The 18044-nt window shown below is 37.0% G+C and carries 8 protein-coding genes and 3 pseudogenes; 9 read left to right on the top strand and 2 right to left on the bottom strand.

What is annotated here, in order from left to right:
* Positions 1-445 precede the first annotated feature (445 nt).
* The 8 genes from xseA to ACFINY_RS07330 all read left to right on the top strand — a co-directional run bounded on the left by xseA (position 446) and on the right by ACFINY_RS07330 (position 11471).
* Positions 446-1876, top strand: a complete 1431-nt coding sequence (gene xseA, locus ACFINY_RS07365; RefSeq protein ID WP_375612272.1) for an exodeoxyribonuclease VII large subunit — start codon at positions 446-448, stop codon at positions 1874-1876.
* Positions 1854-2480, top strand: a complete 627-nt coding sequence (locus ACFINY_RS07360; protein WP_375612273.1) for a DNA-3-methyladenine glycosylase I — start codon at positions 1854-1856, stop codon at positions 2478-2480. The genes xseA and ACFINY_RS07360 overlap by 23 nt, the downstream gene beginning before the upstream one ends.
* A 1625-nt stretch (positions 2481-4105) precedes the next feature.
* Complete coding sequence (locus ACFINY_RS07355; protein WP_375700957.1) at positions 4106-5731, top strand: ABC transporter substrate-binding protein; 1626 nt, start codon at positions 4106-4108, stop codon at positions 5729-5731.
* Between the two features lie 361 nt (positions 5732-6092).
* Positions 6093-7709, top strand: a complete 1617-nt coding sequence (locus tag ACFINY_RS07350) for an ABC transporter substrate-binding protein (protein WP_375647229.1) — start codon at positions 6093-6095, stop codon at positions 7707-7709.
* A gap of 110 nt (positions 7710-7819) precedes the next feature.
* A complete protein-coding gene (locus ACFINY_RS07345; RefSeq protein WP_375613823.1) occupies positions 7820-8893 on the top strand; it encodes an ABC transporter permease in 1074 nt (357 codons plus the stop codon).
* Positions 8894-8895: 2 nt separating this feature from the next.
* Positions 8896-9825, top strand: a complete 930-nt coding sequence (locus tag ACFINY_RS07340; RefSeq protein WP_273790732.1) for an ABC transporter permease — start codon at positions 8896-8898, stop codon at positions 9823-9825.
* Positions 9818-10702, top strand: a complete 885-nt coding sequence (locus tag ACFINY_RS07335; protein ID WP_375647233.1) for an ABC transporter ATP-binding protein — start codon at positions 9818-9820, stop codon at positions 10700-10702. The genes ACFINY_RS07340 and ACFINY_RS07335 overlap by 8 nt, the downstream gene beginning before the upstream one ends.
* Complete coding sequence (locus tag ACFINY_RS07330; protein ID WP_273790734.1) at positions 10689-11471, top strand: ABC transporter ATP-binding protein; 783 nt, start codon at positions 10689-10691, stop codon at positions 11469-11471. The genes ACFINY_RS07335 and ACFINY_RS07330 overlap by 14 nt, the downstream gene beginning before the upstream one ends.
* Before the next feature lie 550 nt (positions 11472-12021).
* On the opposite strand, the pseudogene ACFINY_RS10005 reads toward ACFINY_RS07330, so the two are convergent.
* A pseudogene (locus ACFINY_RS10005) lies at positions 12022-13376 on the bottom strand (autotransporter outer membrane beta-barrel domain-containing protein); the annotation flags it as partial.
* A gap of 2082 nt (positions 13377-15458) precedes the next feature.
* Positions 15459-15932: pseudogene (locus tag ACFINY_RS10000) on the bottom strand (NosD domain-containing protein); the annotation flags it as partial.
* Positions 15933-17466: 1534 nt separating this feature from the next.
* Between ACFINY_RS10000 and ACFINY_RS07320 the strand changes: the two are divergent.
* Positions 17467-18044, top strand: a pseudogene (locus tag ACFINY_RS07320) (phage tail tape measure protein); the annotation flags it as partial.

The following is an 18044-nucleotide window of genomic DNA, read 5'->3' as shown; positions in this document are numbered from 1 at the left end:
TGGAATAGTGCACCACGTATTTTTTATAGTGCAATTGAAAAATAAGAAGGTATCAAGTTTATAAAATATAAAAAACAGGGTCATGATATATTTGATGTATTGCAAAGCTCTTTAATACTTTGCAATACATTGAATTCTATCGGGAATGGATTACTATGTTGTGTAGAGAATTTTATTTCAGGAATTCTTATAGAAGATGTGTTTGTTTGGATGTTAGGATTGAATATTTTAGCTTCTATTGATACAATTTTCGGATGAAATAATGACTCTAGACATCCCCATACAACGGCTTCAAGTTTTTTTACAACCCTGATAATCGATTTGAAATTAAAAATATAAGCTGTTCTAGCCGGTGTTATGGGTATTTTGATGAAGCTATAAATCAAAAGTTTAAAGATGTGTTGTTTCAAAAAGATTCACAGAAACGGGCGTAAAGAATTGAAAAATGGTAAGTTTGTTTAGTGAAAAAACAGGTGTAACAAATGTGGCAGAATTCACTGTTTCCGAAATAGCAGGGGCTCTAAAGCGTGTTGTTGAAGAAAAGTTTGGTTATGTACGGGTGCGTGGGGAGATATCAGGGTACCGTGGTACTCATGCTTCGGGACATGCTTATTTTGCTTTAAAAGATGATAAGGCACGGTTGGAGGCTGTTATTTGGCGTGGAGTTATGGAAAAGCTCAAATTCCCTCCTGAAGAAGGGATGGAAGTAGTTGCTGTTGGTAAACTTACAACTTATCCAGGGTCATCGAAATATCAAATTGTCATTGAGGCTCTTGAACCAACGGGGGTTGGTGCTTTGATGACACTTCTTGAAAATCGTAAGAAAAAGTTTTTAGAAGAAGGCTTGTTTGATGAAGAAAAGAAAAAAACTTTGCCTTATATGCCTCGAATTTTAGGCGTTGTAACATCACCAACAGGTGCTGTTATTCGTGATATTATTCATCGTATATCCGATCGTTTTCCGTTGCATATTTTGGTTTGGCCTGTACGTGTTCAGGGGGAAACAAGTGGGAGGGAAGTGGCTGTTGCTGTTGAAGGTTTTAATGCTCTTGGTCCAGGTGGACTTATTCCAAAACCTGATCTTATTATTGTTGCACGGGGAGGAGGAAGTTTAGAAGATTTGTGGGGGTTTAATGACGAAGCTGTTGTTCGTGCTGTTTATGAATCTTCTCTTCCTGTTATTTCTGCTGTTGGGCATGAAACGGACTGGACCTTGATTGATTATGTGGCTGATTGGCGCGCTCCAACTCCTACCGCCGCAGCAGAACGGGCTGTTCCTGTTAAGCTTGATCTCGAGGTGCTGGTGGCATCGCTTGATGCACGTTTGCGCAAGGGACTCGCGCGTTATTTGGATTTTTATCGACAAAAATTGCGTGCTACTCTACGAGCTCTTCCGACTGCCGATCAACTTTTTGCTTTACCACGGCGTGGTTTAGATGAAACTTCAAGTCGATTGCAGCGTGCTCTTTGTGTAAGCTACGATAAAAAACGTTTTTCTTTTCATGCACTTGGTGTGCGTTTTTCACCGCGTTTGTTAAATATTGAAAAAGCACAACGCAATACAAAGGAATATACGGCACGTCTTCAGCGTGCTTTTGTGCGTAGTGTGGAAAAACAACGTGCTGGGTTAGAGGTAGTATCTAGGCTTTTAAGAAGCACTTCATATCAGAATATTTTGGAGCGCGGTTTTGTTTTGGCTTTGGGGAAAGATCATAAGCCCATTAAACGATTGGTTCAGTTTCCTGAAACAGGGCAAATAAATTTACGCTTTTTTGATGGAGATATCAGTGTTGCAACACAAGAACCTGTTTTTTCTAAACGGTCAAAACACAAGCAGATAAAGTCGCCAAGCGATGATCAAGGAACTCTCTTTTAATACGGTTAATGCCATGCTTGCGGAAGGTCTTCTTAAGGGAGTGGATGAAAAAGTTCGTTGCGCATGGGCTGGAACGGATCCACTTTATTGTGCTTATCATGATACCGAATGGGGAAAGCCTATTTTTGAGGATATTCGTTTGTTTGAGAAAATTTGTCTTGAAGGTTTCCAAGCGGGGCTTTCTTGGTTTACAATTTTAAAAAAACGCTCTTTTTTTCGCGTTGCATTTGATCACTTTGACTTTGAAAAGATTGCTCATTATGATGAGCTGAAGGTGCAAATGTTAATGCAGAATAAAGACATTGTTCGCCATCAAGGAAAAATTCAATCAGTGCTTAATAATGCATTGAGAGCACAAGAAATTATAACAGAGTGGGGGAGTTTGTCCCACTATTTTTGGTCTTTTCAACCACCACAATTGGAGCGTTATGAAAAAATAGATTTTCAAACACTGTTAGCTAACCCTATGACACCTGCTTCTCTTCGTCTTTCTCAAGACTTGAAGAAACGTGGTTGGACATTCGTTGGCCCCACAATTTGTTATGCTTTTATGCAGTCCGTAGGAATTGTTAATGATCATCTTGAAGGATGTTTTTGTCGATAAATTGGCAAACTTTCTTTTGTAAGAGTAATGATTAATAGGATAATAATTGAATTATTTAACAAATATATAAGTTATACAATTCTGCTGTATAAGATAATTGAAATATACAAACTATACAATAGTAATAATTTTCTATTGTTGTTGGCACTAAAAACGATAAAGGTATAATTTTGAGGATGAAAAAACAGACGCAAAAAGGAGTGATATCTTAACTGTTATGTATCTGAAGTTAGATCATGGTGATGTCTTGTATGTTTTAAAGAAACATCTAGTTACACCAAGGCCCATTTTGCGACGCAGCTCATGAATACTATGACAGTAAATCCATCGTGCACTCCATCTTTACGCTTATGAAGGAGAAGATCGGCACCATCACACATTTACTAGCTCTCAGTGTTATGAAACAGTCTTTGGTATTTGTAATGGTTCAGAAGAGTTTTTTTATTTCCGTTAATAACATGACTGTTATAATTAATGAATATTTTATTCATGTTTGTTGACGAATGCAAAGTGGTTGTTAGATGGGGTGCTGTTGTTGCATTGTTTTTCTTTGCTTGTATGACTGTTGATTTATTTATATGTAGGTTGATTGCCCAATGCTTACCTAGGCAATATAAAATGAAATGCAGCGATGAAAAATTGAAGTTAAATGACTCAAGCTGCTTGTGTTGGGTTTTATTATCTGATAGCTTTCCTCTATTAGTAGAGTGATCTTGCCGCGTGTGCGCTCCAATTTTTTGGAAGATGATTAAGCTCATGCAGGCTTGTATCCACTACATTGCTTCGTTGAATCTCTGTATGTTTCCGCTGGAAACGAGAGTTCTGTTGCGATATGTTGTTTTCTATTCTATTTTTATAGTGGTAAAGCAATGATGCACGCCAAAGTTTAGAAGGGTTTATATTCGTTATGTCTTTAGGGGGGAAACGTCTAATGAATTTTATTTTTATCAATGAGAGAATGCATTTTAGTGTATATTCTTTTATTGTAAGCTTTATTTCTCAAAAGATAAAGCGTGGAAGGAATGCTTCTTCTCATTTTTCCTTTATTTTTGTTAACGCGTTTGGTTTTGTTGGTAAAAACGTAAAACTTTTGACACTTAGTTTTCAAAAGATTAAGCAGATTTTTGTGGGGGGTAGCGTTTTAGAAAAGATATTTTCTTATGTCTTTCTGCTGTTTCAGTGTCGTTTTGGTCATGTAGTAAAGATGCGCCGTATCTTGAAACAGTGTTTGAGGGGGATGACTATTTTTAAAGTTTGCATATTTTATTTTAAATGTCGCCTAAAGGAATAGAATAATGAATTCATAAATTTTTGCGTAATGATTTTTTTAAAGCTCACTATTTTTGGGGCGACAAGGCTTATTGATGATTAATAGAGAACTGATATAGTGCATTATCATATGCAAAGAGGTTATGAAAAGAATGTAATACTGGTTAGCAAAACATATATTGCATGTTCGTTATGGTTTATTGAGACGTAAGTCAATGAATTTATCAAGTAGATGACTCTGTGTAGGTGATTAAAAATATAGGCGATTAGAACGTATTTATTCAATGTTATAATTATAAATTTGCTATATTATTTCAGCGTCATTAATTGATAAAAATAAATAAAGGGAAAAGTTTATGAACTTGAAGAAAACAATATTGAAAAGTAGCAGCTCTCTTGTTTCTGCTCTTATGGCATTGGCAATGGTTGCACAACAAGTTTCAGCAAAAACACCGGCTAATACCCTTGTGATGGCTTGGAATCTTGATGCAATCAGTACGTTTGATCCCGCACAACTTAATGATGTTTATGGAAGTGAAATTATTTACAATATTTGTGATAATTTGGTCAGTACTGCGACAGATGATCCTGCTAAAATGGTTCCCGCTTTAGCAACACATTGGGATGTTTCAGGTGATGATCACAGTACGGTGATTACTTTTCATTTACGTGATGGTTTGAAGTTTAATGATGGTCGATCAGCCAATGCCAATGATCTTGTTTGGGGTATGAAGCGGATTGTCAAATTGAAGATGGGTAATGCGGCAATTTTTAATGAATATGGAATTACAGAGCAAAATGTTGATGATGCTTTGCAAGCTCCCGATGAGAAAACGGTTGTGATGAAATTTGATAAACCTTATCCAGCAGAGCTCATTCTTAATAATATTGTTGCGAGTCGTGCAACAGCTTTGCTTGATCGTAAGACGATTATGAAACACGAAAAAGATGGCGATTTTGGAAATCAGTATTTGAAAAGCCATGCTGCTTGTGTTGGTCCTTATCAGTTAAAAAGTTGGCGTCCTGGAGAAGCTCTTTTGTTGCGTGCAAGCTCTCACTATTGGGGACAAGCGCCTAAACTGAAGCAGATTTTAATTCGCCATGTTGCAGAGCCCGGAACACAACGTTTGTTGTTGCAAAAGCACGATATTGATGTTGCTCGTGATTTGACACCTGAAGATCTTGCAGATCTGCAAAAAACAACAGATGTTAAAATCGAAGAAGTGTTAGAACCATCTATGATGTACTGGGGATTTAACATGACAAATCCTATTTTTGCTAAGGAAAAAGTGCGTTTGGCGATGCGTTATCTCATAGATTATGAAGGTCTTGGCAAGAAGCTTCTCAAAGGGATTGGTATCCCACGGGCAAGTTTTATTCCTCTTGGCAATGTTGGGGCTTTGGATGAAAAAGAGGGGCAACCCTTTAAACTTGATATTCAAAAAGCAAAACAGCTTTTAGCAGAGGCTGGTTATCCGAACGGATTTGAGGCAAATTTTCTCGTGTCAAACACTCCTTATACTTTGTTACTTGCTCAGTCACTCCAGGATAGTGCTGCACAGGCGGGCGTGCGTCTTAAAATTGAACGTGTAGCAGGTACACAGTTGTTTTCAAAAGTTAATGCACGGGCTTTTGATACGGCTTTTATCGGATGGAATAATGATTCTGTGGATCCTCATACAATGGCTTCACGTCTTATTTTCAATCCAGATAATCGTTTTGAGGCTAGAAATACAGCCTATCCTAGTTGGCAGCATGGGTATTTTGATGCCAATATGAATCAAAAAGTTGAAGAGGCGTTATTTCAAAAAGATCCGCAAAAACGGGCACAACTCTATGCTGATTTACAACGTGAATTGATGCAAAAAGGACCTTATGCGTTTATCTTTCAACAATATAGCGTTGTCGCGATGACGCCTGATATCAAAAAGTGGGTTTGGAATAGTGCGCCGCGTATTTTTTATAGTAAAATTGAAAAATAAGTGTGTCTTTTTAGTGTTATCAAAGCTAAAAAGAGCTTAATCATAATTGCATGATGAAAGTATTCTCCCATATAAAGCTCTTCAGTTTTTTAAGGACGAAACTGTGAGGGATGTTTGTGTAGTAGCAGTATATAATTAAGATCGTTTATAGGGAGCGATGAATATAGAAAGTTATATTGGGGAGGATCTTTGTTTATGGTTATAGATTCTCTGCATCCCGAATATAGACTGATGTATAAGAAAATTATTTTATAGGTGCTTAGTTTGATTAAATGAAATTGATGTCTAATGCTATGCTATTTAAGCAAAATCACAATCACTTTGTGTGAAAAGGTAGAAGAATACAAAAGGAAGAGATAAAATGGGAAAACAAAGAATATTGAAAAAATTTTCTATTTTATTAAGCTCAATCGTTTTTTTTAATGGGGCTGTAACATCGGCATTCAGTGCCTCATCTAAAGATATATTGGTAATGGCATGGAATATTGATTCAATTAGTAGTTTTGATCCAGCGCAAACTGTTGAGGTTGTGACGAGTGAGTTATTGACGAATATTTGCAGCGCGTTAGTGAAATATGATGAGCATGATCCTACAAAAATTCGCCCTGCTATGGCAAAATCTTGGGACGTTTTAGATAATGGCAAAAGAATAGTCTTTCATCTTCGTGATGATTTAAAGTTTAATGATGGAAGGATGGCTACAGCGCAAGATCTGGTATGGTCGATGCGACGGATTATTAAATTAGGATTAAGCTATGCTCAATCTTTAATGGATTATGGGTTTACCAAAAACAATATTGAAACAAATATTCAGGCTCTTGATGATAAGACTTTACAATTAAAATTAGATAAACCCTATCCTATTCAGCTCATATTGACTGTTATTGGACAATCTTATGCTTCTGCTTTGCTTGATCGGAAAACAATTGAAGCACAGAGTATTAACGGTGATATGGGGAATAAATATTTAGCAACACATACAGCTTGTGTTGGACCTTATAAATTGGTGAGCTGGTCTCCAGGAGATAAAGTTGTGTTAGAGGCGACACAACATTATTGGGGCGATGTGCCTAAAATTAAGCAGATTGTTGTGCAGCATGTAGCGGATTCATCAAGTCAAAGACTTCTTTTGGAAAAAGGCGATGTGGATATAGTGCGTGATCTTTCTTCAGAGGATATTTTAGATCTTGAAAAAAAAGGAGGCCCAGTCAAAATTAGTCGTGTTTTGCGTCCGCAGATTATTTACCTATCGTTAAATAATAAGAATGCAATTTTTGCGAATGAAAAGGTCAGATTGGCACTTCGTTATTTGGTTGATTATGAAGGTCTTGGAAAAACTGTTTTGAAAGGGATTGCTATTCCACGGGCAATTTATATGTCTTTAGGTGTTCCAGGTGCTTTAGATGAAAAAGAAGGTTTGCCTTTTCAGTTGGATTTGAAAAAAGCAAAACAACTGATTACTGAAGCTGGTTATCCTAATGGGTTTAAAGCTAATCTTTTAGTTGGAAGCCTTAGTTATATGTCGTCTGTTGCACAGTCTATTCAAGCCAATGCACGCAAAATTGGTGTTGAGCTTACAATTGAAAAAATGGCACAAAATCAATTGTTGAGCCGTGTACGTGGTGGAAATTATGATACTGCTATTATGGGGTGGGGGAGTGCCGATCCTGATGGACATCCTGCTTCATTAAATCACGTGTTTAACCCTGATCCAACATTTACAAAAAAGCACAATATGTATTTAGCTTGGCGCGCTGGGTATTATGATGAAAATATTAATAACATGGTGATGGATGCTTTGTTTGAGCAAGATCCCAATAAGCGCATTGTGCGATATCGTACTTTACAGCATTATGTGCTAGAGCATGGTCCTATGGTTTATTTATTTCAGACATATTATACCGTTGGTATGGGACCTGATGTCAAAAAATGGATTTGGAACAGTTATAGACTTTATTACAATGAAGCAGAAAAATAAAAAGAAGCATGTTATAGAAAAGGATTGTAGAACATGCTTAATAAGAGATTGTTTTGTTATATAAAAAGGTATTTGCTTTATGTTTTGTCGCTACAGAGGGGATTTTTATAATGGTTTTGCCACTTTCAGAGACTGAAAGAGCTGTATCAGAAAAGCAGAAAAAATTATTTTTATGGGATTTTTTATGCAAAGGATTGAAACTTCTTATTTCAGTTTTTATCACATTGCTTGGGTTGGTGACGATCACTTTTTTTCTTGGTCATCTTCTTCCTCTAGATCCGGTTCTGTCTATTCTTGGTGATAATATCAGTCAGGAAGCTTATGATGCAATGTATTATAAGCTGGGTCTTGATAAGCCGTTGATTGTCCAATATTGGAAGTATCTTCATAATGTATTTTTGTTTGATTTTGGAGATGCTTTAACTTCTGGGCGACCTGTTCTAGCGGATATTATGCGTGTGTTTCCTGCAACATTAGAGCTTGCAACCGTTGCTATTGTTATTGGCACAAGTCTTGGAATTCCATTTGGTGTTTTTGCAGCAATGTATCGCGATTCATTTATTGATTATGTTGTCCGTGTTTTTACACTTGTAAGTTATTCTACTCCAACATTTTGGCTCGGATTAATGGCGTTGTTAATATTTTACGCCAAGCTTGGCTGGGTTGGTGGCCCAGGACGACTTGATTTTCTTTATGAATATTCTTTTGAACCAAAAACAGGATTTTTCCTTTGGGATACTGCAAGCCAAGGACAATGGGAGGCTTTTGGTAATGTTTTTAGTCACGTTATTATGCCTGCTTTGATCTTGGCTTTCGGTGCTATGGCTTATATTAGCCGTATGACTCGTGGGTTTATGATTGAGCAGCTTAATCAGGAATATATCATTACTGCACGTGTAAAGGGATTATCGTGGGCGCGAACCGTTTGGGGGCATGCCTTTCGAAATGCTGCTGTTCAAATTATTACTGTTGTTGCACTTTCTTATGCTTTTTTATTAGAAGGGGCTGTTTTAACGGAGACAGTTTTTGCTTGGCCTGGTTTTGGACATTACTTGACAAATGCTCTTTTAGCCGGAGATATGAATGCAGTTGTAGGATGTACTTTACTTGTAGGATTTATCTTTGTCGCCATTAATTTATTTTCTGATTTGCTTTATCGCATTTTTGATCCAAGGACACGTTGAATATGACAGTAAGTAATCATCATAAATCGCAATCATCATCTTCTTTAGGTAGTTGGTTAAACGATCCTGTTCCAAACTCCATAATTCAAGCGAACATACAAAGAATTTATCACGCACTGGCTAAGTTTTTTCATAACTTTTCGGCTGTATTCGGTCTGCTTATTATTTGTATTATTATCATATGTGCATTTTTTGCTCCTTGGATTGCTACGCATGATTTTCTTAGCAATGATCTAGGGCATCGGTTGCAGCCACCCTCTATGGCGCATTATTTTGGAACAGATGAATTGGGACGTGATATTTTTAGTCGCCTTGTTTTTGGTTCCCGTATTACTCTTTATGTTGTTTTTCTTACAACAGTTATTGTAGGTCCAATAGGGCTTATTGTTGGAACTGTATCTGGTTATATGGGCGGATGGGTTGATACTGTGCTCATGCGCATTGTCGATATTTTTCTTGCTTTTCCAGGTTTGATTTTAGCTCTTGCATTTTCAGCCGCATTGGGACCAGGGATTGAAAATGCTTCTATTGCAATTTCAATTGCAGCATGGCCACCAATTGCACGTTTAGCACGTGCTGAGACTTTGACAATACGTTCTTCTGATTATGTTTCTGTAGTTCGCTTGCAAGGGGCCTCTGCTTGGCGAATTATTTTGTTTCATGTTGCGCCCATGTGTATTCCTTCAGTGATTGTACGATTAACTTTGGATATGTCTGGAATTATTTTAACGGCTGCTGGTCTTGGTTTTTTAGGGTTGGGAGCTCAACTTCCAAGTCCTGAATGGGGTGCGATGCTTTCTTCAGGGCGGGAATTTATGATGACAAATTGGTGGTTGGCGGCAATACCAGGCTGTGCAATATTATTTGCAAGTCTTGCTTTCAACCTTTTAGGTGATGGTCTTCGTGATGTATTGGATCCACGCAATGGGTAATAAATTATTAGAAGTAGAAGATTTACGTATTTCTTTTCCTACAACGCGCGGCATTTCAGAAGTTGTGCGTGGCGTTAGTTTTTCTGTTGGAAAAGAAAAAATTGGAATTGTTGGTGAATCCGGATCTGGAAAATCGATGACTGGGCGCGCAATACTAAGGTTGAGTCCAAAAGCAGCCATTGTTAAAGCTAAAAAAATGCGCTTTGAGGATGTTGATTTATTGGCCACAAGTGAACCTCAGATGCGAAAAATCCGTGGGAAACGTATTTCAATGATTTTACAGGATCCCAAATATTCACTTAATCCATTAATACGGATCGGGGAACAGATTATGGAGGCTTACCGTATTCATTACCGTGTTTCAAAAGCTGAAGCGAGGGAGCGCACCATATCTATGTTAGAATCTGTTCATATTCGTGATCCTGAACATGTGATGCGTCTCTTTCCTCATGAAATATCTGGGGGGATGGGGCAGCGCGTGATGATTGCAATGATGCTCATTCCAAAACCTGATTTAATTATTGCTGATGAGCCAACATCTGCACTTGATATTACGGTCAGACGACAAGTTTTATCTGTATTAGATGAACTTGTGACAAAATCTGGAACCGGACTTATTTTCATTAGTCATGATTTAAATATGATTGCTGATTTTTGTGATCGTATTTTGGTGATGTATGCGGGCCGTGTCTTAGAAGAGTTGCCTGCTTCTAATTTGTCTCACGCTTGTCATCCTTATACAAAGGCGTTGCTCGCGAGTTTGCCACGGCTTGATAATCCAGTTGATATTTTGGCTGTTCCTGAGCGTGATCCTGATTGGTTGTATAATCCTACGATTGTTAATGGCGTTGAGGAGGTTCCTCATGACAAATTGTGAGAATATTATTGATGTTTCTAATTTATCTGTAACTTTTGGGCACAGGCATAAGGCAGTAACAGTTGTTAAAAATGTTAATTTTCATATTAAACGTGGTGAAGCTTATGGTTTGATTGGTGAATCCGGATGTGGAAAGTCAACTATTTTGAATACATTGGTGGGGCTTATTCCAGATTATAGTGGAAAATTCCTTTTTGCTGGACAAGAAGTTGAAAAGAAAAGAAGTAAGGATTTTTTACGCTGTATTCAAATGGTTTTTCAAGATCCTTATGCTTCGCTGCATCCAAGAAAAATGGTCCATACGGTTCTTTCTGAATCGCTCAAAATCCATGGAATGGATAATCAAAGAGAGCGGGTGGAGGATGCTTTAGATTCCGTTGGTTTAGATTCTTCATTTCTTTATCGTTATCCTCATGAGTTGTCTGGAGGGCAGCGTCAGCGTATTGCTCTTGCACGTGCTTTAATTATTGAGCCAGAGGTGTTGTTGCTTGATGAGCCAACATCTGCATTGGATGTGTCGGTACAGGCTGAAATTTTAAACTTGTTGAAATCACTGCGCGTGAGAAAAAAGCTTACTTATTTAATGGTATCCCATGATCTTGCTGTTGTTGCACATATTTGTGAACGTGTTGGAATTATGCATAAAGGGATTATTCTTGAAGAGCTTAGCAATGATGAATTGCGTAATTTACATGCGCAACACGATTATACAAAGGAGTTTTTTGAAGCAAGTATAGAGCCTATTGTCCATAGAGAGCAAAGAGCATGATCAATTTTACAGAAGAGAAAATGTAATTTTATTTGTTTTGAAGTTTCTGGAGATGTTTGGCGGCATTGTTAAGAGGGAAGGGGATAATAGGATTTTTTCAGTATGAATTTTCTGGGTAGTGTTTGAGCTGTAATATTTTAAATCCTATTAGAACTTCCATTTTGAAATATATGAGTGACTTATAACATACATCCCTTTGTTTGATATTATTGCATTATTTTTTACTTATCATTTTATGTTCAAAAGTGTTATTTTACCATTTTAAGCATTAAATTCGTGAGAAATAACAAAAGATAGTAATGTTGTATTTTCTAGAAAAGCTTCTCATTATTTTACAATATCATTTTGTTTTTGGTTGTTCTCTTTTTTACAATTTTATTCTTTATAAAAAGAATTTTTTGTAAAAAACATCCAATGGTCAATGAATGTCTTCAAATATTTCGCTGTTCTCTATTTAAAAAAGCGCTTAAAAACAGCTTATAATAAACCAAAAAGGCAGCAATATGCTGCCTTTTTGTTAAATTGAATAGGCTATTTTTACAGTTTTGATTTAAAACTGATAGAGTATTCCTCCTGAAAAGCTTGCACCACTTATACCAGTTTTTTGAAGCTTTTGTTGATAGCTGACATCACCATGAAGGGAGAGGTTAGCGGACAATTATGCACTAATACCAAGCCCACCTTCAACGGAACTTCCCGAGGGGTCACATTTATAATACTTATCAATATGGAATGTCTGATCATCACCAAAGGTTTTGATTAAGTTTACTTTTCCATAGAAAGACATAGGACGGCTGTTTTCAGTGGCAATGGTTTTTGTCAAACGTCCACCAACACGGGATTATCCATTGAGAAGGATTTTGCATCTCAATGGTCAGATTATCAGCATCTTTAATGGTATCAAACATCAAATGTTGATAGGCAAGCTGTGCCTGCGGTTCGAATGTTACGGCTTGAATACCCGTTGCAAATTGTTTGCCAACAGTGGTGGAGATACTCAACATTTTGGCGTTTTTCAATTTTGCAGTTTTACCAATGAGAGCATTGGTGATATCTCCCTTTATTATCCCATAGGATAAAAGCGTATCAAGATAGAAACCATTGTCACGCTGTTTACTGCCATAGGCGGCGGTGAGTTGAAATGACTATTTATTCAATATGCTCTTACTTGCTGTCTTGCATATCTTTGGGGGTGAAAGAGAGTTGCCCGTAGGTTCGGACAAGACCCAAATGTGTTGTAGATATTTTTCCCTTCTGCGCGACAAGGTTAATAGCTCCTTGTAGAACAGCATAGTGAAGATGAGCACTGCTATAACCATATTTACTAGGAGCACTACTTATCAGAAAATAAGCTTCCTGTTTCTCTATAGGCGTATAAGAAAAAGCCATTCCGTTTGTCTTATTCTTTCCTTAAGACAGATGTCGCATATTGGCTAACAGTTGCACTTTGCTTATCCATATCGGTCAATCCAGCATACAAGAGAGCACATGGCATGATAAAATAGCTTGTATTTATGGCACGATGGTTTTTACTTTTGAGTCGCTATCAAGCAGTACTGGTTGTAAGCGAAAATCCCAGAAATTTTTATTTTCTCCTAAAAGGTTTTGTTCAGCATTTGTTTTACTGTGGTTTGATTGTGGTCCATAAGCTTTCAGTATATATTTATAAGGTGAACCACTTATTGTGATATAGTCCTGTGCAAGTTTGAAAGAGTTTTGATTTACTTTCCCAGAAACTTGAATGAGTGAAAGACCACGTGCACTGGTAAGAGCAGAAGCATCTGCTTTAATATTGTTCTTTTCTAAATGTCCAGTGATATAAACCAGTGTAGTCCCTGAAACATCACCGTGAATCAGAAGATGGTCAGCTTTTTGTTTGTTTATGGCAGCACTATCACTCCATTCGACGTTGAAATGAATTTCTGCTTTTCCTGTAGCATTGTAGACTTTTTTAGTATTTGGTCTGCCAGATCCTATGTGCAACGTGTGATAATGATTTTCAGTTGGCTCTTCAAAAACAATAGAGCTGTTATTGATGTTAAGGACAGAAATATCAGAACGTGCTCTTTGAGCAATATCAAGCAGTTTTTTGTTCTGGCTTTTTTTATTTGTGCTTGTTTTCAATGTCCATTTCGTATTGTTTTGCAAATCAAAGACTGTTTTGAATTTTTTTTCAGTGCTCACTTTGCCGTCTAAGATGGAGCGATCGGCGTTTAGTGTAAAAGTGAAATCATTTTTTTTCGTTGAAGCTTCGGTTACTAATAAAACATTGGCACGGATTTCTGAATTTTTGAGATTGGCTTTACCAATTGATTCATTTGCATTAATTCCAGTACCGTTTTTAATATGAAGTTTTGTATTGGTTAAATTGATTTCTGATGTTCTATTGTTCTTAGACTTTTCAAATGCGATACCTCTATCTTCTGCTGTGGCAGAAACATTTGTTACATCAATATGTCCATTATTATTTACAACAAATGCACTATTTTCGGCAATTATTGTCCCTCCACTCATTTTGATTGTGCTGCCATTTTCTGAATAAAGTCCGATCTCAGCATTTTTAATCGTTGTATGGCCATATAATTCAACTAAACTGCCAACATCTTGGCTTTCCGCACCGAATCCGTTATTATCTGCTGTTATTAGAGTAACATTCGTGGCTTTAATATGTCCGCCGTTTCCGGCAAATAATGCAGTAGTTTTACCTTGTACTGTTCCTCCCGTTATGGTGATGGTGGATTTTGAATCTTTTGCATAGAGCCCACTGTCATCAGATGATGTAATTTGAGCATTGTCAGTTAAAGTAATAGTACTGCCGTTTATAGCAGATACTGCTGCACCTTTTGCGTTAAATGATCCTCCAGAAACTGTTATTTGAGAACCATTATCTGAAATTATGCTATTGATTGCTTGCGGAACGGTTACATTTTCTAAAGTAATGGCACTTCTTCTTGCAATTATTGCATTGATTAGTAGTGCATTATCCTTACGATTTAATATCGTTACATCTTTCAGTTTGTTATTGCTCTTGTTTTTTAACAAGTGAACGCCTGCTTCGGAAGCAGTAATGGTTCCTCCGATCATTTTGATTGTGCTATCGTTTTGCGCATCAATTCCGATTTTAACGTCACTGATCGTTGTATTGCCAAGCAATTCAATCACACTGTTAGAGCCAGAGGCAGCTGCACCAGCAGCTACACCACTGCCATTATTAGTTGCTTTTAAAGCAACATTTGTAACCGTAATATGGCCACCTATGTCTGCTTCTAAGGCTGTATATTTTCCTGTCACGTTTCCTGTTGTCATTGTAATTGTGGATTTTGAGTCTCGTGCATAGAGGCCTGCTTCATCATGTGACGTAATTTGAGCATTGTCCGTTAAGGTGATACTGCTACCGTTTTGAGCACATATTGTTGCATAGCTTGAATCAAATGATCCTCCAGAGATTGTTATGTTAGAACGATTATTTGCAATTACGCTGTTGCCTGTTTGAGTCACTTTTACATTTTTTAAAGTGAGACCACTTTCTTTCTCTAGAAGAATTCCTTTGCCTGAATTTTTATCTTTACCGGTTGATATTATTACATTTTCTAGTTTACTTTCGGCGCTCTTACTGTTCACGAAGCCAACACCAGTTTTAGAAGTTGTAATAGTCCCCCCAATCATTTTAATTACGCCACCGTTACTTGCCACAAGCCCAACACCAGCATTCTTAATCGTTGTATTGCCATATAATTCAATCATACTATTAGCGCTATTGACTCCTGCGCCTATTATAGGAACATCAGTGACCTTGCCCCCATGTTCATTTGTTGTTAGAGCAACATCCGTGACCTTAATATGTCCACCGTTTTCTGCGACCAACGCTAATTCTCCGGTTACTGTTCCTCCCGTCATTGTGATGGTAGAATGTAAACCATTTGTGTAGAGTCCTTTGCTATTCGATGATGTTGATGTAACTTGAACGTTACCTTTTTTATTGCTGGTTAAAGTAATGTTGCTGCCGTTTCCAGCGTATACCCCTACGTTTTTGCCCTCAAATAATCCTCCAGAAACCGTTACTTTAGAATGATTATTTGCAACTATGCCACTTTTTGCCTGCGTAACTGTTACATTTTCTAAAGTGACGTTGCTTTCTTTGTCGGCACCTATTCCTGTGATTTTAGGCTCTTTATGGTTACTGCCCGATATTTTCACATTTTTTAGCTTGTTTCCATTGCTCTTACTATTATAGAAACCAGCGCCGGTTGCAGAAGCTGTAATGGTCCCTCCGATCATTTTAATCATTCCACTGTTTTGTGCATGAAGACCGATTACAGCATTCTTAATTGTTGTATTCCCATGCAATTCAATCACGCTGTTCGGACCGCCGGCGACAACTGTTCCGATTTTATCATTCGTCGCAGTTAACGCAACATCCGTGACCTTGATATGTCCACCGTTTTCTGCAACCAACGCCATTTTTTCTGTGATTACGCTTCCTCCCGTCATTTCGATTGTGGTTTCTGAATCTGTTGCATGGAGTCCAGTGCCATGAGATGATGTAGTTTGAACATTGTTAGTTAGAGTTACGCGACTGCCATTGTAAGCAGATATTGCTGCCTTTGTGGCATCAAATGATCCTCCCAATATCGTGATTTCAGATTTATTATTTGCTGTAACGCTATTCGTTGCCTTAGTCACTTTTACATTTTCTAAAGTGACTTCACTGTCTTTGTCTGCAAATATTGCAAAAGTTAGTGGAGCTTTGCCTTTGCCACTTGATATTATTATATCTTTTAGCTTGTTTTCAGCATTCTTACTGTTCAAGAATTTAGTGCCAGTGTTGGAAACTGTGATAGTTCCCCCAGTCATTTTCAGTGTAGCACCATCCTTTGCTTCAAGACCGAAGAAAATGCTAGAACCAGTTCCTTTAATGGTTGTACCATCCAGTAATTCAATCGCAGTGTTAGAACCTTCAGCTGTTATAGCGTGCGCATTTGTGCCTATGTTGGTGTTTGTTTTTTTGTTTCCGATTATCGTCAAATGCTTGCCGATAATTTGACCACCTTTTTTTGCGTGAATAATTTCGTAGGTTTCGTTGGAAACTTCTTTTTTATTTTCTGAAATTTCAAGATTTTTAGCTTGTGCATTAAGATTGATACCAGAAAGTACAACTGCCACAATTGCTGTGCAGGATAGAAGAAATTTTTTAGGCATCAGTCTACTCCTTTTAAAGCCCCCAACATTCATTTTCCCGCTAACTTCATAAGCAGAAGTGGAAATAGATATTGCTTTTATTTTAATAACACAGCACTTTGATATTTTGTTTTGCTTTTTTTGTCAAATTTAAAGTTGTATTTATGTTTAATTATGTAATATTAAATTTATTTCATAATGTATTTTTATATAATTATATTTTAAAAATAAGTTTTTTATTAATGGTACATATTATTTTATATCAATATTCATTTATTTTAATATTTATTGATGTATAATTAAACAAGTACAGTTATATAAAAATAAATTAAAAATATAATATAAATAAGAATAGTAGTGTTTTTAATATTGTACATTTTCAAAAAAATAAGATATTTTATATTTTTAAAGTTAATAAATAACAAATATTTTTGTGTATAATTTACTTTATACTTTATATTTTATATTGAGTGGAAAAAGGTGAAATTAGAGTGGATATGTGATAATTGATTGTTCTTACCTACATTATGTATCGAATGAGTTTTTGACAGCAAAAATGAGAGAAGGCTTTAATAGAGCGTTGAGGGTTCTTTGAGTGCTCAGTATCTTCTTTGAACAAATAAAATATAAAAATATGTAGAATCCGCCGATAAGCCACAATTTCCGAAAGGCTACATACTATACAAAACTCCGTTGGATGTAGTTTGACATTAGGTTTTGTACTAAGTGGGAAGAGGTGAGATTAGTTAGAAATACGTGATAATTTATTGTTTTTATGGTTATTTTTTACCATTAAATGCGCGTTTTGTAAAATGGCATGGGCAAGGACCATCCCGTTTTAACGAGCGCCATTATCAAAACTATTGCCGCCCTGATGGCTTTTAACATTGCTCTACGTGTGTTGCGCTTTACCATGACTGGCGCACACGTCTTGGTTTATTTTGGTTCCGATACGGCAACCATCACCAAATGGAAAAACATCATTGCTGCTGCTTTCGACTTCTCTTCCCATTGGCAAAAGTTTAAACAAGGACTTTCCTCTGTTGTCGAGTGGTTTGGCAATTTGTGGGAGGGCGTTAAACAAAGCTTTTCCAACTTTTGGCAATGGTTGAAGAGTTTTTTTACACAGGAAAAGCTCTCGGAGAGTGCCAAGGCTGGTATGGAACAAGCGGGCGAAGATCTAGCTAATTCGATTGTCGATGGCTTTATGTCGTCTATCTCACAATTGATGGATTTTTGTAAATCTTTGCCTAGCCGCATTAAGGGGTGGATTGGGTCCATTGATGTAAGAGAGTTTTTGCCAAGTTTTTTGGGGGGTAAAACAGCCATTCAACCCATCGTGCAATTTGCGGGAGCTTCTCCTGTAAATTCATCTGCGAGAGAGCAAAGAGACAA

It is taken from the genome of Bartonella sp. AA23NXGY, from assembly GCF_042197165.1.
Lineage (GTDB): Bacteria > Pseudomonadota > Alphaproteobacteria > Rhizobiales > Rhizobiaceae > Bartonella.
The sequence above is the reverse complement of the archived record's forward strand: the minus strand, read 5'-3'. Positions and strand labels throughout refer to the sequence as shown.

What these genes read in the sequence shown, in the direction of transcription:
- ACFINY_RS07350 (WP_375647229.1), top strand. Translation starts at nt 6,093, where the DNA reads ATGGGAAAACAAAGAATATTGAAAAAATTTTCTATTTTATTAAGCTCA.
- ACFINY_RS07345 (WP_375613823.1), top strand. Translation starts at nt 7,820, where the DNA reads ATGGTTTTGCCACTTTCAGAGACTGAAAGAGCTGTATCAGAAAAGCAG.
- ACFINY_RS07340 (WP_273790732.1), top strand. Translation starts at nt 8,896, where the DNA reads ATGACAGTAAGTAATCATCATAAATCGCAATCATCATCTTCTTTAGGT.
- ACFINY_RS07335 (WP_375647233.1), top strand. Translation starts at nt 9,818, where the DNA reads ATGGGTAATAAATTATTAGAAGTAGAAGATTTACGTATTTCTTTTCCT.
- xseA (WP_375612272.1), top strand. Translation starts at nt 446, where the DNA reads ATGGTAAGTTTGTTTAGTGAAAAAACAGGTGTAACAAATGTGGCAGAA.
- ACFINY_RS07330 (WP_273790734.1), top strand. Translation starts at nt 10,689, where the DNA reads ATGACAAATTGTGAGAATATTATTGATGTTTCTAATTTATCTGTAACT.
- ACFINY_RS07360 (WP_375612273.1), top strand. Translation starts at nt 1,854, where the DNA reads ATGATCAAGGAACTCTCTTTTAATACGGTTAATGCCATGCTTGCGGAA.
- ACFINY_RS07355 (WP_375700957.1), top strand. Translation starts at nt 4,106, where the DNA reads ATGAACTTGAAGAAAACAATATTGAAAAGTAGCAGCTCTCTTGTTTCT.